Annotated in this window: 18 protein-coding genes and 1 tRNA gene; 7 read left to right on the forward strand and 12 right to left on the reverse strand. The window is 60.9% G+C overall.

Annotated features, from left to right (window positions below):
- Positions 1–117: 117 nt before the first annotated feature.
- The gene (acs, locus tag AB2N08_RS15395; protein ID WP_367611539.1) at positions 118–2,118 is read right to left on the reverse strand and encodes an acetate--CoA ligase; all 2,001 of its coding nucleotides are present in this window, start codon (positions 2,116–2,118) and stop codon (positions 118–120) included.
- A gap of 215 nt (positions 2,119–2,333) precedes the next feature.
- Here acs and AB2N08_RS15400 point away from each other — a divergent pair, with 215 nt between their 5' ends.
- From AB2N08_RS15400 to AB2N08_RS15415, 4 genes are all read left to right on the forward strand, one after another.
- Complete coding sequence (locus tag AB2N08_RS15400) at positions 2,334–2,942, forward strand: TIGR00645 family protein (RefSeq protein WP_367611541.1); 609 nt, start codon at positions 2,334–2,336, stop codon at positions 2,940–2,942.
- Between the two features lie 36 nt (positions 2,943–2,978).
- Positions 2,979–4,514 carry a fumarate hydratase gene (locus tag AB2N08_RS15405; RefSeq protein ID WP_367611542.1) on the forward strand — a complete coding sequence of 512 codons (1,536 nt, stop codon included), beginning with the start codon at positions 2,979–2,981 and terminating at the stop codon, positions 4,512–4,514.
- Positions 4,515–4,531: 17 nt separating this feature from the next.
- A complete protein-coding gene (gene murI, locus AB2N08_RS15410; RefSeq protein WP_367611543.1) occupies positions 4,532–5,407 on the forward strand; it encodes a glutamate racemase in 876 nt (291 codons plus the stop codon).
- Between the two features lie 73 nt (positions 5,408–5,480).
- A tRNA-His gene (locus AB2N08_RS15415) sits at positions 5,481–5,556 on the forward strand.
- Positions 5,557–5,994: 438 nt separating this feature from the next.
- Here the strand turns inward: AB2N08_RS15415 and AB2N08_RS15420 are convergent.
- Both AB2N08_RS15420 and AB2N08_RS15425 read right to left on the reverse strand, forming a co-directional pair.
- A complete protein-coding gene (locus AB2N08_RS15420; protein ID WP_367611544.1) occupies positions 5,995–7,782 on the reverse strand; it encodes a DUF262 domain-containing protein in 1,788 nt (595 codons plus the stop codon).
- Between the two features lie 223 nt (positions 7,783–8,005).
- Positions 8,006–10,300 (reverse strand): AAA family ATPase, encoded by a 2,295-nt coding sequence (locus AB2N08_RS15425; RefSeq protein ID WP_367611545.1) that lies wholly within the window; start codon positions 10,298–10,300, stop codon positions 8,006–8,008.
- 402 nt (positions 10,301–10,702) lie between these two features.
- On the opposite strand from AB2N08_RS15425, the gene AB2N08_RS15430 reads away from it, so the two are divergent.
- Positions 10,703–11,110: a hypothetical protein gene (locus AB2N08_RS15430; protein ID WP_367611546.1), complete on the forward strand. Its 408-nt coding sequence runs from the start codon at positions 10,703–10,705 to the stop codon at positions 11,108–11,110.
- Positions 11,111–11,185: 75 nt separating this feature from the next.
- Here AB2N08_RS15430 and AB2N08_RS15435 read toward each other — a convergent pair whose 3' ends face one another.
- From AB2N08_RS15435 to AB2N08_RS15460, 6 genes are all read right to left on the reverse strand, one after another.
- Entirely contained in the window at positions 11,186–11,896 is a 711-nt protein-coding gene (locus tag AB2N08_RS15435) for a hypothetical protein (protein WP_367611547.1), read from the reverse strand.
- Positions 11,897–11,931: 35 nt separating this feature from the next.
- Complete coding sequence (locus AB2N08_RS15440; protein ID WP_367611548.1) at positions 11,932–13,011, reverse strand: hypothetical protein; 1,080 nt, start codon at positions 13,009–13,011, stop codon at positions 11,932–11,934.
- Positions 13,012–13,138: 127 nt separating this feature from the next.
- Positions 13,139–16,870, reverse strand: a complete 3,732-nt coding sequence (locus AB2N08_RS15445; protein WP_367611549.1) for a tubulin-like doman-containing protein — start codon at positions 16,868–16,870, stop codon at positions 13,139–13,141.
- Positions 16,871–16,897: 27 nt separating this feature from the next.
- On the reverse strand, positions 16,898–17,332 hold the full coding sequence (locus AB2N08_RS15450; protein ID WP_367611550.1) for a hypothetical protein: 435 nt from the start codon (positions 17,330–17,332) through the stop codon (positions 16,898–16,900).
- A 40-nt stretch (positions 17,333–17,372) separates the two neighbouring features.
- Positions 17,373–18,851, reverse strand: coding sequence for a hypothetical protein (locus AB2N08_RS15455; RefSeq protein ID WP_367611551.1), 1,479 nt, complete (start codon positions 18,849–18,851; stop codon positions 17,373–17,375).
- A complete protein-coding gene (locus AB2N08_RS15460) occupies positions 18,848–20,329 on the reverse strand; it encodes a hypothetical protein (protein WP_367611552.1) in 1,482 nt (493 codons plus the stop codon). The genes AB2N08_RS15455 and AB2N08_RS15460 overlap by 4 nt, the downstream gene beginning before the upstream one ends.
- A 310-nt stretch (positions 20,330–20,639) precedes the next feature.
- Between AB2N08_RS15460 and AB2N08_RS15465 the strand changes: the two genes are divergently transcribed.
- Both AB2N08_RS15465 and AB2N08_RS15470 read left to right on the forward strand, forming a co-directional pair.
- A complete protein-coding gene (locus AB2N08_RS15465) occupies positions 20,640–21,308 on the forward strand; it encodes a pentapeptide repeat-containing protein (protein WP_367611553.1) in 669 nt (222 codons plus the stop codon).
- A gap of 146 nt (positions 21,309–21,454) precedes the next feature.
- Positions 21,455–23,035, forward strand: coding sequence for a GGDEF domain-containing protein (locus AB2N08_RS15470; protein WP_367611554.1), 1,581 nt, complete (start codon positions 21,455–21,457; stop codon positions 23,033–23,035).
- 32 nt (positions 23,036–23,067) lie between these two features.
- Here the strand turns inward: AB2N08_RS15470 and AB2N08_RS15475 are convergent, their stop codons facing one another.
- The 3 genes from AB2N08_RS15475 to AB2N08_RS15485 all read right to left on the reverse strand — a co-directional run bounded on the left by AB2N08_RS15475 (position 23,068) and on the right by AB2N08_RS15485 (position 25,946).
- Positions 23,068–23,502, reverse strand: a complete 435-nt coding sequence (locus AB2N08_RS15475; protein ID WP_367611555.1) for a hypothetical protein — start codon at positions 23,500–23,502, stop codon at positions 23,068–23,070.
- A 237-nt stretch (positions 23,503–23,739) separates the two neighbouring features.
- Positions 23,740–24,084 (reverse strand): energy transducer TonB, encoded by a 345-nt coding sequence (locus AB2N08_RS15480; protein ID WP_367611556.1) that lies wholly within the window; start codon positions 24,082–24,084, stop codon positions 23,740–23,742.
- 89 nt (positions 24,085–24,173) lie between these two features.
- The gene (locus AB2N08_RS15485; RefSeq protein WP_367611557.1) at positions 24,174–25,946 is read right to left on the reverse strand and encodes a methyl-accepting chemotaxis protein; all 1,773 of its coding nucleotides are present in this window, start codon (positions 25,944–25,946) and stop codon (positions 24,174–24,176) included.
- Positions 25,947–26,131 lie beyond the last annotated feature (185 nt).

Below are 26,131 nucleotides of genomic sequence, written 5' to 3' on the forward strand. Positions count from 1 at the left end.
GATCAAAAATCAGGGATGTCTATTCTGATGCGACAGTCAACAAGATTATTCCGGACAGCAGTGCGCCTGCGCGGGAATGACGGTTTTGAGGGTGGTGGCTAGCGTCGATTTTGCGGCTTACGCCGACTCTTTCAATTGCTCCAGAATCGCTGGATTTTCCAGCGTCGACACATCCTGCGTAATGTTCTCGCCCTTGGCCAGCACACGCAGCAAACGGCGCATGATCTTGCCCGAGCGGGTTTTCGGCAGGTTGTCGCCGAAGCGGATTTCTTTCGGCTTGGCGATCGGACCGATTTCCTTGCCCACCCACGCACGCAGCTCGTTCGCGATCTTTTTGGCTTCTTCACCCGTTGGCCGCGCGCCCTTGAGCACGACGAAGGCGCAGATCGATTCACCCGTGGTGTCATCCGGCCGCCCTACCACCGCCGCTTCGGCCACCAGCGAATTGGCCACCAGCGCCGATTCGATTTCCATCGTGCCCATGCGGTGGCCCGACACGTTCAGCACGTCGTCGATGCGGCCCGTGATCGTGAAGTTGCCGGTGTCCTTGTTGCGGATCGCGCCATCGCCCGCCAGGTAATATTTGCCGCCCAGCTCATCCGGGAAGTAACTGGTGCGGAAACGGTCCGGGTTGTTCCAGATGGTGCGGATCATCGACGGCCATGGGCGCTTGACGACCAGGATGCCGCCCTGCCCGTTCGGCACATCCGCGCCGGCTTCATCGACAATGGCAGCCATGATGCCCGGCAGCGGCAGCGTGCACGAACCCGGCACCATGGGCGTGGCGCCCGGCAGCGGCGTGATCATGTGGCCGCCCGTTTCGGTCTGCCAGAAGGTGTCGACGATCGGGCAGCGTTCGCCGCCCACGTTCTTGTAGTACCACATCCAGGCTTCCGGATTGATCGGCTCGCCGACTGAACCCAGCAGGCGCAGGCTCGACAGATCCGAATTTTTCGGATGGACTTTCTCGTCCACGTCCGACGCCTTGATCAGCGAGCGGATCGCTGTCGGTGCGGTATAGAAAATGCTGACCTTGTGCTTCTCGATCGTCTTCCAGAAACGGCCAGCGTTCGGGAAGGTGGGCACGCCCTCGAACACGATCTGCGTGCCGCCGACGGCCAGCGGGCCATAAGCGATATACGTGTGGCCGGTGATCCAGCCGATATCGGCGGTGCACCAGAAGACGTCGTCCGGCTTCAGGTCGAACGTCCACTTCATGGTCAGCGCGGCCCACAGCAAATAGCCGCCGGTGGAATGCTGCACGCCTTTCGGGGTGCCGGTCGAGCCGGACGTGTAGAGGATGAACAGCGGGTGCTCGGCGTCCACCCATTCCGGTTCGCATTCGGCCGACTGGCCTTCGACCAGCTCGTGCAGCCACAGGTCGCGGCCCTCTTTGAAGGCGACGTCGCCGCCGGTGCGCTTGTAGACGATGACGTCCTTCACGGTATCGCAGCCGCCCAGGCCAAGCGCTTCGTCGACGATGGCTTTCAGGGGCAGCGATTTGCCGCCGCGCTGCTGCTCGTCGGCCGTGATGACCGCGACCGCGCCGGCGTCTATGATGCGCTCTTGCAGCGACTTGGCCGAAAAGCCGCCGAACACCACCGAGTGGGTGGCGCCGATGCGCGCGCAGGCCTGCATGGCGCTCACGCCTTCGACCGACATCGACATGTAGATGATGACGCGGTCGCCCTTCTTGATGCCACGCGATTTGAGCGCGTTGGCGAATTTGCAGACGCGCTCGTGCAGCTCGCGGTAGGTCACCCGGTTGACGGCGCCGTCGTCGGCTTCGAAGATGATCGCGGTCTTGTCGGCGTTGCCGTTGGTCAGATTGCGGTCAAGGCAGTTGTACGATGCATTGAGCTGGCCGTCGCCGAACCATTTGTAGAATGGCGCGTCGGACTCGTCGAGCGTGCTGGTAAATGGCTTGTGCCAGTCGAGGTTCTCGCGCGCCAGGCGCGCCCAGAAACCTTCGTAGTCGCTGGCGGCTTCGGCGCACAGCTTGTCGTAGGCGGCCATGCCGCTGATCGCCGCTTTGTCGGTGAATTCGCGCGGCGGCTGGAATACGCGGTGTTCTTGCCGGCCTTGGGATTGATCTTGCGTCGTCTCGTTTTCGGACATGCTGGTCTCCATTTTAGTTAGGTTATGCCGATACCATAGGGGCGCACGCTTACGACGCCCTTACATGGCAACCCTGCGGCATGGCATCGCCGCCCGACTCATTCTAACGCCGTCCGTTGTAAAGCGTGCAAGTGCGCGCCGTACGACACCGCAACGCTGGCGCCGGTGTAAAATGCCGTGCTGAATTTTCTCGCACCTCCTGGAGTTGTATCCCGATGTCGTCTCTGCCCCCGAACCAGCCGTTTCGCAAGCTGTCGCCCCTCAATTCCCTGATTTTCTCGAGCCGCTGGCTGCAACTGCCGCTGTACCTTGGCCTGATTCTGGCCCAGTGCGTCTACGTCTTCCACTTCTGGGTCGAACTCGTCGACCTGATCGGCGCCGCCATGGGCAATGCCGACTCGCTCAAACACATCATCGATGCCGTCAGCGTCCCGGGCGCCGTACGCCCGACGCGGCTCAATGAAACCATCATCATGCTGGTCGTGCTCGGCCTGATCGATGTGGTGATGATCTCGAACCTGCTGATCATGGTGATCATCGGGGGTTATGAGACGTTCGTGTCGCGCATGCACCTGGATGGTCACCCGGACCAGCCAGAGTGGCTGTCGCACGTGAACGCGTCGGTCCTCAAGACCAAGCTGGCAATGGCGATTATCGGCATTTCGTCGATTCATCTGCTCAAGACCTTCATCAACGCGTCGTCGTACGACGTGAAGACGCTGTTCTTCCAAACCCTGATCCACTTCGCGTTCCTGCTTTCGGCCATGGCGATCGCCTATACCGACCGCATCGTGATGAGCACGCACAACGACAAGCACGCCTAAAACCAAAACATTCCTGGTACTCCTGAAAGAGCGAACATGGCAACCGTGATTACCCAAGACGACCTGATCGAATCGGTCGCGGCAGCACTGCAGTACATCAGCTACTACCACCCTGCGGATTACATCCAGCACCTGGCGCGCGCCTACGAGGCCGAGCAGAGCCCGGCCGCCAAGGATGCGATCGCCCAGATCCTGACGAACTCGCGCATGTGCGCCGAGGGCAAGCGCCCGATCTGCCAGGACACCGGCATCGTCAACGTGTTCCTGAAAATCGGCATGGGCGTGCGCTTCGAGGGCATCACGGGCACCGTCACCGATGCCGTCAACGAAGGCGTGCGCCGCGCCTACAACTTCGCCGACAACAAGCTGCGCGCCTCGATCGTGGCCGACCCGCACTTCGAGCGCAAGAACACCAAGGACAACACCCCGGCCGTGGTCCATATGGAACTGGTGGAGGGCGAGACCGTCGACGTGAAAGTGGCGGCCAAGGGCGGCGGCTCCGAGAACAAGACCAAGTTCGTCATGCTCAACCCGTCCGACTCGCTGGTCGACTGGGTGCTGAAAACCGTGCCGCTGATGGGCGCGGGCTGGTGCCCGCCGGGCATGCTCGGCATCGGCATCGGCGGCACCGCTGAAAAGGCGATGCTGATGGCCAAAGAGTCGCTGATGGAAGACATCGACATGTACGAGCTGCGCCAGCGCGGCCCGAACAACAAGCTCGAAGAGCTGCGCATCGAACTGTGCGACAAGATCAATGCGCTGGGCATCGGCGCGCAGGGCCTGGGCGGCCTGACCACGGTGCTGGACGTGAAGATCAATATGTACCCGACCCACGCGGCCTCGAAGCCGGTGGCGATGATCCCGAACTGCGCCGCCACGCGCCACGCGCACTTCGTGCTCGATGGCTCGGGCCCGGTGTACATCGAACCGCCTGCGCTGTCGAGCTGGCCTGATGTGAACTGGACGCCGGACACCCAGAAATCGAAACGCGTCGACCTGAACACGCTGACGAAAGAAGAAGTCGCTTCGTGGCAGCCGGGCCAGACCCTGCTGCTCAACGGCAAGATGCTCACCGGCCGCGACGCCGCGCACAAGCGCATCCAGGACATGCTGGCCAAGGGCGAATCGCTGCCGGTGGACTTCACCAACCGCGTGATCTATTACGTCGGCCCGGTCGATCCGGTGGGCAGCGAAGTGGTCGGCCCGGCTGGCCCGACGACCGCGACGCGCATGGACAAGTTTACCGACATGATGCTCGAGCAGACCGGCCTGATCTCGATGATCGGCAAGGCCGAGCGCGGCCCGGTGGCGATCGAATCGATCAAGAAGCACCAGTCGGCGTACCTGATGGCGGTGGGCGGCTCGGCGTATCTGGTCTCGAAGGCGATCAAGTCGGCCACCGTCGTCGGCTTTGCCGATCTGGGCATGGAAGCGATCTACGAGTTCGACGTGACCGACATGCCGGTGACCGTCGCCGTCGATTCGACCGGCACCTCGGTCCACAACACCGGGCCGAAGGAATGGTCGGCCAAGATTGAATCGCTGCGCGGTGTGCCGATCAACGTCGCATAAACACACTCCTTACTTGCATGGTTCCTGCCACGCTTCCCCACGACGCCCCGGTCGGCATCTTTGATTCGGGCGTCGGCGGTCTTTCGGTGCTGCGCCACATCCAGGCGCAGCTGCCGCATGAACACCTGCTGTATGTTGCCGACACCGGCTATGCCCCATATGGCGACAAGCCGGAAGCGCTGGTCATCGCGCGCGTGCTGGCGATTGCCGATTTTTTGATTGCACAAGGCGCGAAGGCGATCGTGGTGGCGTGCAATACGGCCACCGTGGCGGCCGTGCGCGTGCTGCGCGAGGCACATCCGGGCATGCCGATTGTCGGGGTGGAGCCAGGACTGAAACCCGCTGCTGCCCTCACGCGCAGCAAAAAGGTCGGCGTGCTGGCGACCGAGCGCACGCTGCGCGGGGCCAAGTTCCTGCAACTGCGCGACCAGATCCATCGCGATACCGGCGTCGAATTTCTACTGCAGCCGTGCGTGGGGCTGGTCGATCAGATCGAGTTCGGTGAACTGGCGTCGCATGCCACGACATCGATGCTGGAGCGCTTCATCGCCCCGCTGCTGGCCCAGGATGCCGATACGCTGGTGCTGGGCTGCACGCACTATCCGCTGGTGCGTGGCGCGATCGAGCGCCTGCTGCTGGACGCCGGGCGTGGCGACGTGGCGCTGGTCGATACCGGTGACGCGGTGGCGCGGCAGTTGGCGCGCTTGCTTGCCGCGAGTGGGCTTCTTCGCGTTACCGATGCGGGTTCGATTCCTGCCGCGCTGACTGGCTATACAACGGCCAGTGCGACGGTGTTCGGGGCCGCTTTTCGCAGCTTGCTGGGGATCGATCCTCCCGTCTGCGCGGTGGATATTGCTGAGCCACAACCGTTGCCAGACGCGCCATACAATTAAATTTGCAAGCATGGCCTAAAGTTTATATAATCTTGTTCTGTCGCGGAAACAACGAGACAGATGTAGTTCAGTGGTGGCTGTAGCTCAGTTGGTAGAGTCCAGGATTGTGATTCCTGTTGTCGTGGGTTCGAGCCCCATCAGCCACCCCACAGAATTCGTAGGAAAAAAAGGGTTACATGCTTCGGCGTGTGACCCTTTTTTCATTACAACCTTCCGTCAATTTTGCAGCTGGCGCTTGTAGCGCTACTTGTAATTCCTAACTGATCGGCACTTCGCCACTAGACTAGCCCCTGCATTCGCGAAACTGTAGAAATATAGCGAAGAAAAAAGTGCGCCCCCTAAACCGCCATCGCAAACATAAGGCGTCACCCATCAGCAGACGCTAACTTAAGGCTAAAAGATTACGGCATTGCCTCCACTCTCAGGCCTAGGCTTCCTTATAAATGGCGCACCCAGATGTGTGCGCCGTTGCATAATAGCAACTTAGCTCGCTGACCAGCAAACATACCGCGTAGAGCAACCAGTCGCCCTCCCCCCAGGAAGCTGAGATTGCCGCCTCCTGTTAAGGCGAATTCAAACACGACTAATTAAACCCTCCACAGCATCACGGCCTGCTTGGCAAAAGCCTTGGAACGATCCTCTACCTGTCTGAATTTAAAATGGGGAAGGCTAACAAGATCCTTGGTGAGCTGAATGTTGGACTGAGCGTACTCCTTGCGCTTAGCCAAAAACGGGTTGTTCGATGCCACCACGTTCAGTTCATCGGCCAGCAAGGTCATGTTGCCGATGCGATGCAACATCTTGGTATGCTTGGCCTTCCAGCCTTCGCCCAAGTAACTTGGCCAGTCGCCGAATTCCTTCTTGGTGGTGGCCTTGTCAGCGGCCTTCGGGATAATGTGCTCAAGCTCCAGCTCGTCAGGTTCGGCAAGGTAGTATTCGTTCTTGTGCCCGATGGCTTGGTACTCGAACATTTCCAGCGCATAGCGGGCACGGTTGATCACTGCAGGGACGAACGGGAACGAAGCGAAGGCGGACTCGAACTCGTCATCGTCTGGCGTATGATCCCTCAGTATCTCTAGGACTGCTTTCTCGTAGCCCTCTTCGGCAATGCCCGTCAGACCTGCGAAGATGGTCTCTAACTCGTTGGAGCGCTTCTCGCAGATATGCCGACGCATCATGAAGGCCTCTAATGCCCGCAGCAATCGAACCTGGGCCTTCTCGTCCAGGCTCTGACGTCCGAACATGTCTAGCAGCCAAGTGAATGCCTGAAACGCCTTGATACGCCACAGGTTTGCGATATGCCGGTTCACCTTGGCAGATGTGGTCTGGTGCCATAGCAATTCAGCGTACAGTTCGGCCGAACGCCGCAGCGCCTTGGCAAACATCGTGAGCTTGATCTTCTTGATCTTGACGGGTGTTTCGGTGGTTTCGTCCGGCTCATAGGTGATAGCCACATCCTCGGACTCGTCCTCGTCCTCGTCGTCCTTGATGGTGGACGATATGAACTCGGCCATGCTCTCGGCTTCCTGCACATGGCGCAGGTAGTATGCTTTGAAGTCGGCCACGAGTTTGGTCTTGGTGACCTTTCGGTGTAATTTACCCCCCAGCCATTGGCGAAAGAAGTCATCACTGTCCAGCCCATCCAGCAAGACAGTCAACTTGCGCCAGTCGTCTTTCACCTTGTCCAATGTGCCGGCAGGCAGCGACGATGCGTGCCCGAGCAGGAAGTTCTTGATAATGTCCGTTGGCTTCAGTCGTAACCCACGATTGTTGATCGTCTCGAACAGCTTGTATGCATCCTTGGCTGCCCCTACATCCAACCGAATGATCGACGCACTGTTCATGAGCTTGTGGAAGAATGCATTAAGGTCATCCACGGACAACTGTCCCACCCAAAGGGTAAAGTTCTGGTAAGCACCAGACAGGTAACCGTTTTGAGTCTCCGAGATATCGCCGCCGTCCATGATACGCACATAGTCACTATGGTCGAGGTCGCCGAGCTGAAGCTTCGGCATCACTTGCTCATCCACGCCCTCACACTGCAGCAGCTCCGCGATCTTCTGCGCGGTCTTTTCCTTCTTCTCATGCTCAAATCGACGCGCCAGTACGCGCATCAGGATCGTGATGGTTGTGACACGTTGCTGGCCATCCACTAGTTCAAGTTGGTTAATTCCAGGCCTGTGGGTTTCCGAGAGGAAGAGCACCGTGCCCAATAGGTGGGTGTCGCCTGACGCAAGCAGGCGAAGGTCGTCGAACAATTCACGCTGCTGGCGTTGACCCCATGCATAGCGGCGTTGGTATGGCGGAATCAGGAACTGCTCGTTGCCGACTGAGAAGAACTGTTGGAGTGTGAGCGTCGTTGGAGTTATCTTCATAAAGGTCGTGGCTAATTAAATATGCGTTCTAGGTTTGTTTAATGCCTTCAATAATAGCGAGGCCTCGGGTACACGTTAGGTTCAAATTCGAATCTTGGAGGGTCTGAACTGGACAATCATGAGCTACGGGCTTTGGCACCTTGCTGATGGTTAACGCATTTTATCTCCATGCGCTCTCAGAAAAATAGCCTACTGGGGGCTGGGCAGATCTAATCGATTAACTCTATGCTCTCGCCTGCCCGCTGTACGCAAGATGGAGAGCACGTTCACAATGCGCGCGAAGCTCCTCTGCTATTACAGGTACGCCGTCTGCATTTCCTTGGTTCGTGTCGTGGTGGAATTGGCTGGCATAAGCATTTAACTCGCTCAACTCGTCAACCAGAGCGTGCGCGAATGCTAACGGGCTTGGTGATTGGGCCGCCTTAATGATTCCAATTGCGCTGCCAAACATAACCTCTTCCGGAACCAATAACGGGAAGCGTCGATGGATATACCCTTCCAAGAATGGCCGCAACGCCATGGCCACATTTCGTTCCTCCTGGCGGGTGCCAGAACAAAATTCTTTAAGCATACGGTGGTTTCGATAATATTTTGATTCACATGCTTGACTCACATCGAATTTACTTATTTTGGTATAACCGTTTTCGGCGTGACATAATTGCAGAATCTGTACCTGAGATTGCCCATCTTTCGACAACAACTCGTCACGCAGGTCTCGAATAAAGAATGGGTCATGAGCTAGAAGAATAAGCTGGTCAGCTTTGGCATGCAGCGAACGCAGGACGGTCTTAGTATGATGCTTTCGATTTGCGTCAAGACTGCACATAGGGTCGTCGATGACGATAATCCTACTTTGAATCTTCGGGTCTGCTGCGCTTGATGCAACAAAAAAAGCAAATGCCAAGGTCCGTTTATCACCATCACTAAGAGCGGTCGCAAATCGTGGTACACCGCCGTCTAAAACCACTGACTTCCCACGCATCTTGATTCCATAATCTGTGCGCGGCGCGCCACCCCTAAAGTTAGCGTCCATCTTCTCAATCCGAAACGTAGCGCCAAACTTCTGCAACAGGACGTTTATCGATTTTTCGTATACGCCTAACGTAGTTGACATAATCGCATCAAGTTCTTCACGTGCTTTTTTCTTCGCTGCTTGACATGTCGCCTCTGTGACCTTGCTTGCCTTTAAGCTCGTGAGTAATGCAACAACTACCGGCTCAGCCCGGCGCTTGGCTGCGATCAGCGTATTTATTTTCACCTGAACGCTAGCTGGCTGTTCCTGTGCAAGGCCCTTTTTGAACAGTTCAATAGCTGATCCACACCGCCGTATCTGTTCATTTGTGCTCTCCATCAAGCACACGAGTGCCGCCCAAAGCTGCTCCGTTTGAAAGATATCACCTGCTTCGCCGACCTTGGATGTCGGATCAACTTCTTTAGCCTGTATAAGTTTGGTTAGTAGATGATTAAGCGCAGTTAAAAGATCCTCGGCAGTAGCCTTATCAAATTCAGGTAGAACCAAATCAATATCCTGCACCCAGGTTTCCCGCTGTGCGACCACGGTATCAAGGCGATCAATAAAGGTTGCTATGATTTGCGGGCCTAAACGCACCTCAAGCCCGCGATTCAGTTGAGCAACCTTAGACTTCAAGCTGGAATATGCCGTATTGAAATGTGTTTTATATGCGTGCAGGAGTCCTAAGCCCGTTGTGTTCTGTGCGCAGTAGGGACAATTTCTACCGTCATCGAAAATCTGGCCGGAACTGATCCATCCTTCGATACCTAGAATTGGAACGGATGCAATATGATTCCGAACAAGCAGCTCGGCATCGTTCTGGATGTCCTCAAGCGTCGTCTGGAGAATGCCAAACAATGCGTTGGAATCAAATCGTGGCAATTCGATTTCTCGTGGGATCGGGCGTTTCAATACCTCAGCGGCCCCGGTTGCCACGGCTAAGCGTTTTTGAAGTGCTGCGATTTGCGCATCCGCATCTGCAGGTAAAACCAGCTTTTCAAAGGCCGAAAGCGCCAATGAACCATGGTATCCCGCAAGCTGAGCTGTGACCTGCCTACACGCCTCGGTCGCTTTCACAGTTTCGGCAGTGGCATGCTCTTCTTTTTTTCTCGCATCAACCGCTGCCGCTCCAAGTGCGAACTGCAGAAGGTTCTTTCTGTGGCCAGGGCCAACCGCCCCGCCAGAGCAAACATTTTCTTCAATGAATCCGCCATCGAAGATGAGCACCTCGGGGCACGCTTTGGTCCACTTCTTGGTCGCATACTCTGCTTTAACGCCGTTGGAAAAGTCCAATAACACGCTTGGTGGCAACGTCCCATCGACTGTCCGTCGCTCCTCGATTGGCTCTGGCAAGCCCGTTGAGGCTGACCTCAATATTGCCGCTAACGTTGACTTCCCGCGGCCATTGTCTGCATAGATGAGAGTAGCTTTTTGAAGCTGATGTGGCTTCGCATTTACATCATGCAACAATCCGATTCCTTGGACTCGCTGGATTCGTTCTAGCATTAATTTTCCTCGCACATTTTTGTAGCTACCACGAAAAATCGCTATCGCTTTTTGTGCTTAATTTTCTGCTAATTCATGCGTAATAGCAATGGTCAAAAGGCACTCAGAGAATTGCTGTTTTGGAGATGTAATGCATACATAAGAAAAGCCACCGTTTCGCTGCGGGCGATACACAAAAACTCGCTGTAGCAGGTACGGACTACACAAGCCTTTTAGCTACAGGGATCCGGGCGGTAGCTCATTTTTTAGGAGGTACAAGATCATCATCGTGGCTGGCTCATCTTTGAACCACCTGACGAGTCAAGTCAGTCCGGTCCCACACGCTCACAAGACGTACGCTGACCCTGACGCTGAACCATGACAGGCTAACATCAGCTCCTTTTGCCTCAAGCGTCCTGTCCAATGAAAGTACTGATCTTCGATAGTGATATGCTCGCCCGGCACGACCTGAAACAAGTCTTCTACCTTCACGCCATACCCGCCGTGTGCACTGGCGACCAGCGTCGCGCCCTGTCGATGATCAGTAGCGGCGACTACAGTCTTGTCGTTGCTGGCGTCAGCCAGTACGCGGAAGACATCTCATCGTTTGTGGAGGCACTACGAACTGCACCGCAGCGCCCTCCAGTGATCGTCGGGGTGGCCTATCAAGCCGAAACGATGCACCTTAGAACAGTGTCCGCCTACGTCGACTTTCCGATCTCACCGCGCGACCTCAACCGGATCGTCGAGGCGGCGATCACCAACGACTCGACGCGCGCCGTCATGCTTGCTGCGCCACCTCCGGGCCTGGTTGACCGTCGACGGGCCTGACGTTCATGCGGGGCCGCTCGGGCGCCCGTCGACACGTCAGCCGCCACTGGAGTCATGCAGTGACCCGTCAACCGATCAGCGGCTCGCCACCAGCACCAGCACGGGCGCCACGCCATTCCACACCAACTGCGTATTCAAATCCCGCGAGGCCGACAGCTTCCCATTGACGTACAAATTAGTCTGCATTGCATACCTGCCCTGCGACGCATCCTTCGGCAATGTGATTTCAAACGAATTCTCGAAGCGACCGCCTGAGCTGTTCACCAGTGGCTTGGACCCCGATTTAAACCGCTTGCCATCCTGATCGAACACCACCAGTTCTTCACGCACTTCCCGCACAGGCGTCGCTGCGCCATTCACCAGTTCGACGGTCGACGTCACCACCACCGGCTTGCCGCGCTGTACCGTGCTGTTGGTCAGGCGTGGCTGATACGACACCACTTGCGGCTCTGCCGGCAGGCGGCCGCGCGTGCGGATGAAATCGCCGTCGACCTGGGCCGCGCTGCGCGTCTGGCGCGATTGCGAGTTGATCGCCACGCAGCCGAGTGCCGCCACGATGCCACCGGCGGCAGCGCCGCGCGCCGCGCCGCGTTTGCCATCGATCAGCGCGCCGAGCAGTGCGCCGGCGGCGGCGCCCATCAGTGCCGACGAACCGACTGCGCAAGGATCTTGCTCGGCGGCGACGCCGCCCTGCGGGTACTGCGTTTGCGTCATGCCGCTCTGGCCCGTGGTGGCGCAGCCTGCAACCAGGCTGGTCAGCAAGGTCAGCGCAACGATCTTGTTCATTGGCGTTTTCATGTTATTTCCCGATAAGACGGACATTATCTGATGGTCGTTTCTTCTTGCAGCATCTGGCGCTCACGGTCGCGGATCTGCTGCATCAAGCTGTCAAGGCGCGGGTTGTCGGGGTCGACCCGGCGCGCGCTTTCCACGTAGGTTTTGGCGGCATCGAACTTGCGCTGCGACAGCGCCTGCTCGGCATCGCGCAGGAACGTCGATGCCATCGCAGTGCGCTGGGCTGCGCCAGTATCCGGCGCACGCGTTGCAGCACGCTCCACATCCCGCGCTAACGGGCGCTGGACCGGCGCGGCGCCGGGCATGAAGACCTCGGCGGGCTGCACCGGTTGTGCTGCTGGAGCAATGGCAGCCGCCAGTGCATCGATCTCGCCCTTGAGCTGCCCCAGGTTCGGCTCATCGCGGTTCAGGCCGGAGAGCTTGGCCAGCGCGGCCCTGGCTTGCGCCGGGTCGCGCGCACCGAGCGCAGTGCGCACCTCGGCCAGCGCCGCCTGCACGGCTTCTTGCGTCGCTTCCAATCGATTGCGCAGTGCTTCGGCTTCCGGCTTGTTTGAACATGCTGCCGTCAATTCGTTCAGGCCCGCGCGCGCACGACCGGGGCGGCTGTCCTGCATCAAGCCGTCGATCGTGCGGAAATTGCGCAGGCACGCGTTGTCGGTCTTTTCTGCCGCCGCAATCGCACGTTGCAAGGTGTCGGTCTTGGCGCGGCCACTGTCGCCGCATTCGGCGCTGGCCCGCAGAGCGTGCGTGCGCGCGGCTGTCAGGTCGCCGGCCGTGACGGCTTTCGTTCCCAAATCAAACGCTGTTTCGCACGCGTTTTCCTCGACCAGCGGTTTATCTCCGGAGCTCATGTTATAGAACACGACTAACAGCAGCACGAGCCCGCCGGCAATCCACTTGCCCTTCCCGCCCTTTTTGTTCGCGGGCGGTGGCGGTGCGCGGTCGGCGACGGGAACAGGCCGCGCGGGCGTTGGGGGCGTGGCCGGCCGTGGCGCCGCTGGCGGGATAATGGCCGCCGGCGCCGAAGCGGGCGGCGGTGTCACGATCGTCGCGGCAGGTGCAGGTACGCTTGGCGGCGCCTGAAGCGGCACTGCCGGCGCAGTCATGGCAGCAGCCCTGCCCTGCTTCGCCGTGCGCGCCGCTGCGTCGGTCCCTTCGCCACAGAAGGGGCAGTAAGCGACCTCACCCTGCAGCGTTGCGCTGCAGACAGAACACTGTTTCAAAGTTTCATCCTTAGAGCAACGGTGGTGGCGCTGGCGGCGCGGCCGGTGGTGCGAACAACATCGTCAATTCCGGCAACTGCGCCAGCTCGCCCCAGGCGGCAAGGCCAGCGCGCCACACCTTCGTGCCGGCGACCACGACCTGCCCCGCCTGCACCATCTGCACGATCTGCTGCGCGGTGTACGGCCCGAACTGCTGCCCGCCAATGCCCAGGTGATATTGATGCTCGACGAGCGGTGGCGGCATGCCGCCCAATGGCGGTGGCGTCGCGCCCAGTGGCGGCGGCATGCCCGGCGCGCCGGCCGGGAACGTGGCAATGGGCGCAGTTGCCTGCGGCGCCAGCAAGCCATCGAGCTTGCCGGCATTGAAGGCATCCGGCTTGACGACGTACTTCAGACGCAGATGTCCATCCTCGCCCGGCTCGCGCACCTCCCAGTCGTAGGCGTCCTCATCCGAATCCGGCACGACACTCGCCCACTCGCTCAGTACCTCAAGCAATTGCTCGTCGGCGCGGTCGATGTCGCGCTGGCTCATGCCCTTGCGGCGGGCCTTCTCGGCCAGCTCGCGCCTGGCCTCGCCGGCAATTGCGCTGGCAAAGCCCTTGCGGTCGTCCTGCGCGCCGGTTGCGTCTTCCACCAGTTTCGGCGTGTACACGGCCGTCTCGTAATAGCTGGCCAGCGCAGCCAGCGCGACGGTCTGGCTCGCATCGAGCTCGGCCAGGCGCTCCTGCACGCGTTCGACAATGGCGTCGCGGTAGGTGGCCGGCAGACCGTTCTGGCGGATGGCGCGTTCGTTGCCGATGCGACGCACATCGCCACGCGCGACGGCGAACTGATACTGGCCGCGCGGAATCACGCGCTGGGTCGAGCGGGTGAGCAGGCCCAGCATCACGGCCAGCAGGTACTGCTTGAAGTCCTCCGCCAGCCGGTTGATCTCATCGGTCGTCGGCGCCATCGGGTGGCTGAACTGGGTCGAGTCGATGTGCGTGTGGGTCGGGTTCTTTTCCGCTTCCTTGCGGTAGCTGGTGCGCCATCCTTCCATGCCGCGCAGCACCGTCATCGGAATGCCGGACAGTTCGCAGTAGCACACCGCGCGGCCCGGCACGCCGGTCTCGACAATGGACAACTGGGCCGCCGTGATGTTGGCGTGCGTCGGGATGCAGGTGTTGAGCTCGGCGCCGAACAGGCGCTTGAAGCGGTCAGCGTTGGCCACGCCCACGAAGCACTTGAACTGGTCGGCCTTGACCGTGAAGTCGCCCGACAGGTTCGCGTCGATCCATGGCATGGCGCACGCCAGCAGCTTGCGGAAACGGTCCATGCGTTCAGCCGGATTCATCTGCTCGAGCGCTTCGATCAAGGGATCGTTGTCGACGCTTTCTGCATCGCCCGCCCCCGCCAGCGACAACTGCCGCTCGGCCATGCGTTTGACTTTGTTGAGGATGTCGCTGCGCTGGGCGCTGTCGCCCAGCATCGGGAACAGCACCTTCGAGCCGCCCAGGTCCTTGAACGCTTCGTCGGCCCATTCCCGCAACTGCAGCGCGCTTGGCATCGGCACATTGCGCTCGGCCACTGGCACCGTGATCAATGTGGCGTGGTCTTTATTCAGGTCTTGCTGGATGATGGCGTTGGCGTGCTGCAGCTGGCCGAGCATGGCCAGCACGGATTCGCGGCCGGCCTGGAATTCGCCGACCAGGCCGTTCCAGATGGCGCGGCCCTGGGCATCGACGCCATTCTTCTTGCCGAGCCACGCGGACAGGTCGGCCATCAGGATCGCGGCCTCGTCGGCGGCCTTGGCGCGCAGGTGGAACTTGAGCGCGTTGGCAATTTCGATGCGCAGGTGGTCCAGCACCGTGACGGCCTGCTTCTCGTTGTTGCCGATGCCCAGGAAGCCGCCCCTGGTCTGTTCAAGATTGGCCAGCAGGCGCTCGTATTCGCGCGTACGCACCGCTTCCTTGATTTCGCGGTAACGCTCGCTGTTGAGTTTCAGCGCGCTAATCAGGCCGGTGCCCGGCGCCTCCAGCCGGTCCTTGATCTGCTCGACCAGCGACAGCACGTATTCGAGGCCGCCGAAATCCTTGTTGTCGAGGTAGGCGTAGAGCTGGTCGCGAATCGCGAGCTTGATGCGTTCGAGCACTTCGCGGCGGCGTTTCACCACGCGGTCTTCGGTGGTGTCGGCGGTGGAATCCTGGTCGCGCACCGAGTCGCGTTCGAGCTGCTGGACCGTCTCGCGCACCTGCGTCGGCCACTCGGCGCGGTCAAAGCCGGTACGGATGCTGTCGATGCGCCCATTGACGCGCTGCTCGACGCCGGCCAGCAGCAGGCCGTGCTTGTCTTGCAGCAGGTCGTCGACGAGGGCGTAATCGAGGAACTCGCCGCTCGATCGCTTCAGCTCGACGTTGCGGTCGGAGAAGGTCGGGAAGTCGCTGAACGGCGCGGCGCGCAGCGCCATCTGGGCCGCCATGAATTCGTCGCGCTGCTTGTCGGTGGCGCGGTTGGCGCCCGTGTCGACACCGCCCACGCCGAAGAAGGCCTTGAGCATGGCGCCGGCCCAGCGGTGCGCGCGCTCGTCGCGGCGCGCCTCTTGCCGCGAGTCGAGCACGGCCTGGCCGAACGAAGAAAAACGCTTCGAGTACGACAGGCGCATGTCGGCGAAACGGTTCTTAGGCACCAGCGCATCGTGCAGGAAGTTCTTGTGCTGCGCCTGGTTCACGGCCACCGAGCGCTTGCGGCGCGCGAAGTCGCCCGACGCGAAGTCTTCGAACAGCGTGTCGGCCACCATGTGGTAGACATCCTTGACGTCATTCGTATGCTGCTGGGCCAGGTTGCCGGAGTCGATCAGATAGACTTCGCTGTACGGCTCGCGCGGCAGTTCGGGCTGGTCGTAGGCATCCCAGCGGCCCACGTAGCCCTTGTTGCCGAGCATGGCCGATTCGAGTTCCATCAGCGCGGCGTAGCCGTTCGCTTCGGTGCGCTCCTTGTTGGCGCCGGCATAACCGGTGGGCAGGAAGAGCATCAGTTCGACGTCGGCATTGCCCACCTCGGACTTGGCCAGCCAGCGCGCCAGCAAGCCCATGTCGAGGAACGCGCCCGAGCCCGTGCCGCCCGCCACCGAGCCCACGATGACGATGCGGAACTTCTCGGTTTCCATGCGCAGGCCCAGGCGCGCCAGTTGCTGCTCGTGCGACAGGCCGGCCTTGAGCGTCTTGAGCTTCAGGCGAATCTTGTCGCGGATCTTGGTGTACTTGTCGAACAGGTACAGGCGCGAGACGGCGCGGATCTGGCCCGCACCCTTCGATGGATCGATGCCCAGTTCGCGGATTTTCTTCGGCGTCAGCGACAGCCATTCCTTGATGTGCGGATATTTCTCAAGCGCATCGTCGTCACGGCTGTACTTGTCCATGTCGAAGGCCTCGACGATCTTTTCCTCGTCGGTGAACTTGACCTGGTCAAATTGCAGGTCTTCGGCCTGTGCCCGGCCGCTGTCGATGACGGCGCCGGTATCCAGGTCGAACTGGATGAACTGCGCGACCGGGAACTCGGCCAGGCTCTCCACGCGGGTGCGCGCGCCGTTGCCACCCCACAGCGTATTGAGGATGCGGCGGCGTACGCGCATCAGCACTTCCATACCGGTGCCGCCAATGCCGATGAACAGCGTCGGCCGCAGGTCGATGCTCTGCTCCTGCTTGCGCTCGCCAATGCCGATACCGAAATCGGCGCCGATCGTTTGGTTCAGATTATCTGCCATGTCGCGTGGTTCCTGGTCTAGGGCTTGTTATTTGCGGGAGGACAGCAGCATCAGCACCAGCGCAATCAGGCCGATCAGCGTCAGCGGCCCGATGATCAACGGCGCCATGAACTTTGGCGCATTGATCGCGGCCAGCACCACGCCGGTCGACAGGCTGGCCAGGAAAATGAACAGCCACCAGCCCGACGCGTTAGCCTTGCCCGGCGGCACGCGCTTGCTAACCAACATGTTCGCGTACGCATTTTTGGCAAAGAAGAACGCAATGAACAGCACCAGCAGCACGCCCCCGCCGATCAGCGCATCGCGCGACGACGTATCGACCTCGGCGCCCGTCGTCGCCGGCAGCGATTCGACGGTCTCGGCCGTGCCCATGGCCGGGGTTGCCGGCGCGGCTGGCGCCTGCTCGCCTTCGACCGGGGCCGGCAGGGTAAAGCCTGCGTTATCTTTTGCTTGCTGCGTCATGCCACGTTCTCCTGATTGATGTAGGGACTACTTGAATTGATTACGATGCGATCGTCAATGTCTGGCCCGACTCGACCTTGACCACCGCGGGCCGGCCGAGACCGCGCCGGATTTCGCCGACCGCCACGCCGTCGTCGGACTGGATCGCCAGCGACTTGAACGGCTTGAGCACCACGTTGCGGCGCACGCCATTGACGACGATCGGATAGCGCGTGCTCTTCATGGCGAGCAGGCCGAATGCCGCCAGCGCCAGCAGCAAGGCCAGCACACCGCCTACCATCACCAGCACGGGCGTCAATGGATATTGCACGCGCACGATCAGCGGCACCTGCGCCGTGGACGAGCGCACACTGTCCGGCGGCACGAAGACGTCCGACAGCGGGTCGCCCGGAAACAGATCCTGCATCTCGGTCTTGAACGATGCCGGCAAGGCCAGCCGTTGATTGCTCAGGCCAAGGCCCACCGACATCGGCATGATGACTTGCTTGCCCATCGCCGCGATCGCCTGGCGCGACCAGGCCGAAGGCACTTCTTCGAGCGGCAGCTTGAAGCTGACGTCGATCGACTGGCTGGCGCCCGGCGCCAGATTGGTCACCGCCGTCGGCGCCACGGTCAGCGGCGTCGTGCCGGCGCGCGTGCGCAATTGCCCATCGACGCTGGCCCCGGCGATCAGGTAGGGATAGAACAGGTTCTGCAAGGAAGCCTTCAAACGGATGTGCGGCACCAGCTTGTCGGCGTCCACGTCGAGCACGACGGTGCGCTTGTCGGCGCCCATCGAAGCGGTGACATTCGGCGTATTCAGCACGGCCTCGGGCACGATGCGCACGCCATCCTGGTCGACCGGTTTCAGGCGCGCCGGGGGCTTGGTGAGAATCTTCGCCAGCCGGCCTTCGGCCACCATGCGGCCCAGTTCGTCGCCAGCTTCCTTGCCATAGGCCAGCCCGTAGACCATCAAACCCTTGGCGGCAAAGAACTTGCCTTGCACTGGCATGCGCAGCGGGAACACCACGGTGCGCGTGATCGACGGCTCCAGGTGCAGCAAGCGGTAGAATTCCAGGTTGCGCGTTGCCGTGGCGGGATCGTTGCCGGGGCTATTCTTGTTGTTGGTAAAAATCCAGATGATGCCAGGGCGCGACTTGAAGGTTTCGCCGATGGTCCTGGTCACCGCTTCGCGGAAATCGGTGTCGGCCAGTGCGGTGCCGCTCTTGCGCGCAGGCTCGAGCGGCGCCAGCCAGCCGGCGACCGCGGCGGCGCCATTGCCTTCGCCCAGCAGGCGTGGCGAGACATTGCTGCCGCTGGACTGGCTGAACGCAAGCACCATGACCTTGTCGCCCGGGCGCGCCGCGGCATTGGCCACGGCGGCGATCAAGGGTTTGAACTGCGATTGCGGATCGGCATAGAACGGCTCCATCCAGCCGGAATTCTGCACCAGGAACGCCTGCTGGACAGCCGCGGCGGGCCCGGCAAACAGATACAGCACGACGCCAGCGAGCGCCGCAAACCAGGCAGTCGGCATCATTGCTGGACATCCCAGCCGAGGATGCGCTGCATGCCGGGGTGGTATGCCCACAGATAATGGTTGTGCAAGAACAGCCGGAGTTCCCACGGCTTGCTGACGGCGATGGTGTGGAACACGATGTCGTTGTTTTCGTCATCGTAGACCAGTTGGGCGCGCATGCGCTCGGTCGAATTGAGCAACGTGCCCAGGCCGGCCTTGCTGTCGATGCGCAGGGCCAGGACGGCGCTGCGTTCGCCCAGTTCGAGCAGCGGCACGACCACCGTATTGACCGCGCCGTCGTCGCCGTGTTCAGGCTCGATCCACGGATCGGTTTTCAGCTTGGTGGCAAAGCGGTAATTGATGGTGCCCGAGCAGATGCGCGGATTGAGCGCGGCGATTTGTTCGTGCTCGTTCACGCCGAGGCGCACGTACACGTAGCTGTCGAGCTTGCTGTCGAAGCACAACTGCCACAGCGAACCCGAGCGCGCCATATGCACGCTGCCGAACTCGAAATGCGGCTTGACGCCTTCTGGCCAGGCCAGGTAGGTGGCCGCAACACTGCCATCGGTCATTTTCTGCAAGCGCAACTGCCCCGTCTCGCACGGCCACACCGCGAGCCGGCCATAGGCGCATGGCGCGCCCATGGTGCCCAGCGCCCAGCGGCCGTCCACGCGCAGCGGCGGGCCGGCTACGCCGTTGGCGTCGGCAAAGACGAACTGCACCACGCCATCGTCATGCTGGATCGGCGCCCATACCTGGTGATCGAACGCCACCGGGGCGCCCACGACCGGCGCGTTGCCCACGTAATCGATCTTGAACTGGAGGGCCGCGAAATCGGGCACCAGCATGGCCAGGCCGTGTTCGGTGGGGATGTAGATGCGGCTATTGAACGTTGCGGCCATCTCGGCGCGCCAGGCATGCACGGGCAAGGTCGATTCGGACAGCAGGCGCGCGCCGACGCCGACGAGCGGCTGCCACTTTTTCGACGCCGGCAACCAGCCGAACAGCGTGCCCTTGCCGGTATCGAGGGCCAGCAGAACGGCATCGACCGTGCCGAACGTGCTCGAGAAAAATTCGTACTCGCCTGGGGGCGGCAGCGGCAGCTCCATGTCGGCCAGGCTGTCGGCGTCATGCCGGCGCAGGCGATCGACCGGCACGCTGTGGCGCGTACGCTTGAGTCCGACGGCTTCGGGTATCCCGGCATCGACGATGGACGACGCCCCGCTCGGGGCGACCCAGCTGGCGCCGCTCGCGCTGCTTGCACTGTTCGGCGCCAGTTGGGCGCCGTCGCTCGGCGAAAAATTGAATTCGGGAGGGTACAGCGTCGATGCACCGTTGGCACGGCGCATGTTCATGATCGCGGCAATGTCGGCGGAACTCAATGAGGCGGCGACGGCATTGCCCATCACCGTGCGATTGAGGCGAATCTCGCCATCGTTGGCCGCAACCGTCCAGCTACCGGAAGCGAGTTCCCAGTCAGCCGTTTTTTTATGATCCATCTTGTGATTCCGAATTTCTCAAACACGATTACCCTTCAACTATTTTCAATAAGCATAACCAACAATAAGCGCTTATCAAAAACATAAAGGGAGCCGCCCTATCTTACCTTTTTTTTGTTCAACTTGAAACTCAGCATTTGCGCTGCCATCATGTGTGCAACAGCCTGCGCCGCCTGTGACAGACGATACTATTCGCGCTGCAATGGGGCCAGCAAAATGGGGCACTGGCGATTTCAAGTAGACTATGTTTCGCCCTATAAGAACTTAAATAGCGGCACCAGCTTTGACAAGAGATTTCCGGAACAATTAGATGCATACATTTAATCACTCACCAAGCCGCGATGAAATCGAAGCGGCACTGGCCAATGGCAGCGTGACCTTTCAGGAATGCATGCTCGATGATGCCGACCTGGCGCGGCTCGATCTGCGCGGCAGCCATTTCATCAACTGCAGCATCGCCGAGACCTCGTTCTACGCGGCCAAGCTGGCCCAGACCACCTGGCAGCGGTGCCGCGGCCGGCAAGCCGATTTTGAAGCGGCCGACCTCACCGATGCGCAGTTCCAGAGCTGCGACCTGAACAACAGCAGCTGGCGCCGCGCCCGGCTGGCGTCCCTGACCTTCCGGGGGTGCAAGCTGACCGGCGCCAATTTCGAGGAAGCGGCGCACCTTGGTCTCACCTTTGAAGAATGCCTCTTGATCGGCGCCGACCTGCGCCGCATGTCGTTTCGCAAATCGACCTTGAAAGGGCTCGATTTTGCCGACGCAGACCTGGCCGCCTGCGACTTTCGCGATACCGTGTTCGAAGGCGGCAGCCTGCGCAACGCCAGCCTGAAGCAGGCGCGCTTCGACAATGCCGATCTGCGCGAAGCCGATCTGTCGGGCCTCACGCTGGCCGACGTCAAGCTGTTCCAGGGCGCCTGGATCACACCGCGCCAGGCGGCTGAACTGGTCAGTGAGTTGGGCCTGCGGGTGGCCTGAGCCACGCCGCTTTGTAAAAAGGGGATGACAATTCCGGCAAATCGGCAATGCTGTGCGACAATTCCTTGGTTTTCTACAAGTAATTAGAGTCCCTGCTTCGGACCGCCCTGGGCGTTTGCAACAGTGACGGCTCTCCGTCCACCGCCATGCCAGACAAAATCGCCACCCCCGAAATCACCCGCCTGACCGCTGAAAAACGCCCCGCCGTGCGCAATGCCGTGCTGTTCGTTGTGTCGCTGTGCGTGCTGCTGCTGGCGATCCAGACTTCGGACAGCTGGCGTGCGCGCAAGGAACGCCTGGCCGAGGTGGCGGTGGCGACTGCCAATATGTCGCACGCCCTCGCGGCGCAAGGCGAGAGCGCCGTGCGCGTGGTCGATACCGTGCTCGCCGGCGTTGTCGAGCGCGTGGAAACCGATGGCGTCGATGGCGGCGCGGCGCGCGCCCGGCTGCAGCTGCACTTGAGAAATATGGTGTCGCAGGTCGAGGAACTGCACGGCTTGTTCGTGTTCGGCGCCGATGGACGCTGGCTGATGACGTCGCAGGACCGCACGCCGCTCTACAACAACGCGGATCGCGACTATTTCCAGTATCACCGCAAGAACGCGGATCGCGGCGTGCATGTCGGCAAGCCAGTGCGCAGCCGATCGACTGGCGACTGGATCTTGCCGATCTCGCGCCGGCTCGATCGTTCCGACGGCACATTTGCCGGCGTTGCCCTGGGCACTATCCGCATCGAATATTTCTCGAAGCTGTACGAAAGCTTCGACGTCGGCAGCGCCGGGGTGATCATGCTCACCATCGACGACGGCACGATGATCTACCGTCTGCCACACACCGAATCGCTGATCGGCGCCGACGTGAGCAACGGGCCGGTGCACCAGATGTTCATGCGCCAGGGACCGAAGGGCAGCGCCATGCTGCGCTCGAAAATCGACGGCATCGAGCGGCTCTACAGCTATCGCCACCTCGACACCTATCCGCTGATCGTCGCCACCGCGCAATCGAAACAGGAAATCCTCGAGAAGTGGTTGCAATCGATGCTGACCCAGGCGGCGATCACGTTTGTCGCCATCTTGCTGCTGCTGGGCTTTGGCTGGCGCCTGGTCCGCCAGATCATCATTCGCGACCACCTGCAGCACGAGCTGGTACAGGCGCGCGAGCAACTGCAGGAACATAACCGTGCGCTCACCGTGCTGGCCGACCATGACAGCCTGACCGGCATCGCCAACCGGCGCCGCTTCGAGGAGGCGATGGGGCTGGAAAACGCGCGCGCGGCCCGCAGCGGCGCGCCGCTGTCGGTCGTGATGATCGACGTCGATTATTTCAAGCGCTACAACGATACATACGGCCACGTGGCGGGCGACGCCTGCCTGCGCCAGGTGGCGCTGGCGCTCGAGGGCAGCCTGGTGCGGCCTGCCGACCTGGCGGCGCGCTATGGTGGGGAAGAATTCGTGGCACTGCTGCCGGACACCGATCCGGCCGGGGCCAGGATGGTTGCCGAGCGCATCCGCAGCGCCGTGATGGCCCTGCAGATCCCGCATGCGGGCAATGGCGCCGGGATCGTGACGATCAGCGCCGGCGTGTACACGTCGAACGCGGCCAGCACGACCGAAGAAGGCGTGGCGCTTGCCGCCACCGCGCTGGTCGAACGGGCCGACGCCCTGCTCTATCAAGCCAAGCAATCGGGCCGCAACCAGGTCTGCGGCGGCGACTTCACGGCGCCGTGAAAGCTGCCGTATAGTCGCCGCCGCATCACGCATCAATAACGGTTCGGGTTGTTCGGGCGATCGTCATGGCGGTTCGGGACGCCATCGCGATCGCGGTCGCCGCGCGGACCGTTGTCACGGCCACCGCGCACATCCTGGCGCCAGCCGCCACGATCGAGGTGCCAGCCATTACGGTCCTGGCGCCACTGTGCGCGCTGATAGGCATAACCCGGACGCACTTTCTCCCAGTGACCGGCAACCCATTCATGGCGGTCGCGGCGGCCGTTCCAGTTCCAGTAGCCCGGCACCCAGTCGAAACCACGGCGTGCGTTAGGCACCGCCTCGCGACGCAGCGCTGGCGGCGCTTTCTTGATGATGATGACGTCGGCGCGTTCATGACGCGGCTGGGCTTGCACAGGTGCGAAGGCCGAGGTACCGATCAGGAGCGCGGCGGCAGCAGCGGTGGCGGTGGAGAGGAAGGTTTTCATGGTGTGCTCCGTTTCTGTTTCTGTTTGTATGACCCCAATATAGCGGGCGCATGCGTCAAAAAACGGGATTGAACCAAGTCTTTACAGTAGTAACATATGGCAACAATCTTGTAACAAGCATGATTGTTTTTTTGATGGGATGAGGCGCGCAAGGCATGTACTGCGGGGGGGTGCTGCGGAGGTGCTGCAAAAACGCAGCCGGCACGTGGTGCCGGCTGCGCAAATTGGGGGCGTGGATCAGTCCAGCTTGAAGGCGTAGTCGACCTTGGTCCAGGTCTGCGCTGGTGCGCCATCCTTGGTGCCCGGCTTGAACTTGCACGAGGTCAAGCCCTTGACCAGTGCGCGGTCCAGGTTCTTGAAGCCGCTCGACTTGTCGATCTTCGACTCCGTCACGGTACCGTCCGCGGTCACCAGGAACGACGCGGTGGTCGTGCCCTGCTCTTCATTCATCAGCGACGCCTTCGGGTATTCGATGCTGCATTTCTTTGGATCGAACTGGGCAGCGGTTTCAGCGGCGAAGCTCGCGCCGGCAGCGGCGGTCAGGGTCAGTGCAACGAACAGCTTGGCGGACAGAGTTTTCATGGTTTCCCCAAATAAGGTTTTTGAATTGAACGGCAATGGTCTTGGTACGCGCCGCACGGCTGGCCGGCGCTGGTCGACTACTTAAAAAATCAGAATTCTTCCCACTCGTCGGCGCCGGCAGTGGCGGCGGCGACCTTCTTCGGCTTCGGCGCTGCAACTGCCTCTTCCGATTTCTTCGCCGGGGCGCGGGCGGCGACCGGCTTTTTCAATGCCGGCGGCGCCGGGCGCTTGACGACCGGACGGGCCACCACCGCAGTGGTGGTCACGACCGGCGCCGGCGGCGCGATGTGCTCTTCGCCCTCTTCCAGCTTGAAGATGCTGACCACGCGGGCCAGTTCACCTGCCTGGTCCTGCAGGCTCTGGGCGGCGGCGGCGGCTTCTTCCACCAGCGCAGCGTTCTGTTGCGTCATGCTGTCCATCTCGATGATCGAGGTGTTGACTTGGGCGATGCCGGCGCTCTGCTCGGCGCTGGCGTTGGCGATCTCGCTCATGATGTCGGTCACGCGCTTGACGCTCGAGACCACTTCATCCATCGTCACGCCGGCCTGGCCGACCAGCTTGCTGCCGCGCTCGACCTTCTCGACCGAATCGCCGATCAGGGTCTTGATTTCTTTCGCTGCCGCTGCCGAACGCTGGGCCAGGTTGCGCACTTCGGATGCCACGACCGCGAAACCACGGCCCTGTTCGCCGGCACGGGCCGCTTCGACTGCCGCGTTCAGCGCCAGGATATTGGTCTGGAAAGCGATGCCGTCGATGACGCTGATGATGTCGGCGATCTTATTGGCCGAGCTATTGATCTCACCCATCGTGCCAACCACCTGCGATACCACATCGCCACCCTTGCGGGCCACGTCCGATGCAGTCGCCGCCAGCGCATTGGCTTCACGGGCATTGTCGGCGTTCTGTTTCACGGTCGAGGTCAGCTGTTCCATCGCCGACGCGGTTTTTTCCAGCGAGCTTGCTTGCAGTTCGGTACGCGACGACAGGTCGATATTGCCGGCGGCGATTTCACGCGAGGCGGTGCCGATGGTTTCCGTACCACGACGCACTTGCTCGACGATACCGACCAGGCTGTTGCGCATTTCCTTCATCTCGACCAGCAGGCTGCCGCGGTCCGACGCCTTCGTGTCGATGGCAATCGACAGGTCGCCATTGGCAATGCTGCCAGCGATTTTCGCGGTGTAGGCTGGCTCGCCGCCGAGCTGCTTGAGCAGGCTGCGGGTAATGGCAACAGCAGCGACGACACCCATCACGACGGCCAGTGCCAGCAGCACCAGCATGAAGTTACGTGCATTGGCGAACGCCGCTTCGGCGTCGGCCTTGCTTTGTGCATTCTGTTTGTCTTCCAGTGCCGACAGCGCGTTCAGGGCGTCGGTCCACTTGCGCTGCACCGGACGCACTTCGCGGATCATCACGCGGGTGGCGTCCATCGCATTCGCAGCCAGGTACAGTTCGGTTGCACGGGCGATGGCGGGCATCGCGGCGGCTTCGTGTTCCTTGATCTGGTTCAGCAGGGTTTTTTCCTGGGCGTTGGCGTGCGCCGTGAACAACGTGGCCAGCTTGGCTTGCGCTGCGTCGTACTTGGCGGTTTGTTCCTTGAACTTGACGATTTCCGGTTCCATGTCGGCCGGGTCGGTCATCAGGGTCAGCACGCGCAGGGAAGCGAGACGGTCGCTGACGTTGTTGCGCATTTCGATCACGAGACCGGTCGACACATTACTGACACTGACCACGTGGTCGAGGCGATCCTGGATCTGCGCCATGCGCAAGATGCCGACCACGGCGACTGCGACCAGCAGTACCAGAACCAGTGCAAAACCGAGGGCCAGACGGGTGCCGACCTTCATGCTGTTCAAATTCATTCGTGTTTTCCCTGTAACTTATTGATCGAAACTCGCCCGGTTGAGATCGCGTCCCGCGATACCCCGTACGATGCGCAAGTGCTATTTTTGTTGCTTATAGCTTTCAGCTATTTCCTACAGGATAAATCAAGATTTCACCAACGAGCGAGAAAATCTCTTGCCCAATTGAATTGTTTCAGCGCAAC

Origin of the sequence: Massilia aurea (genome assembly GCF_040790145.1) — a bacterium.
GTDB lineage: Bacteria > Pseudomonadota > Gammaproteobacteria > Burkholderiales > Burkholderiaceae_D > Telluria > Telluria aurea_C.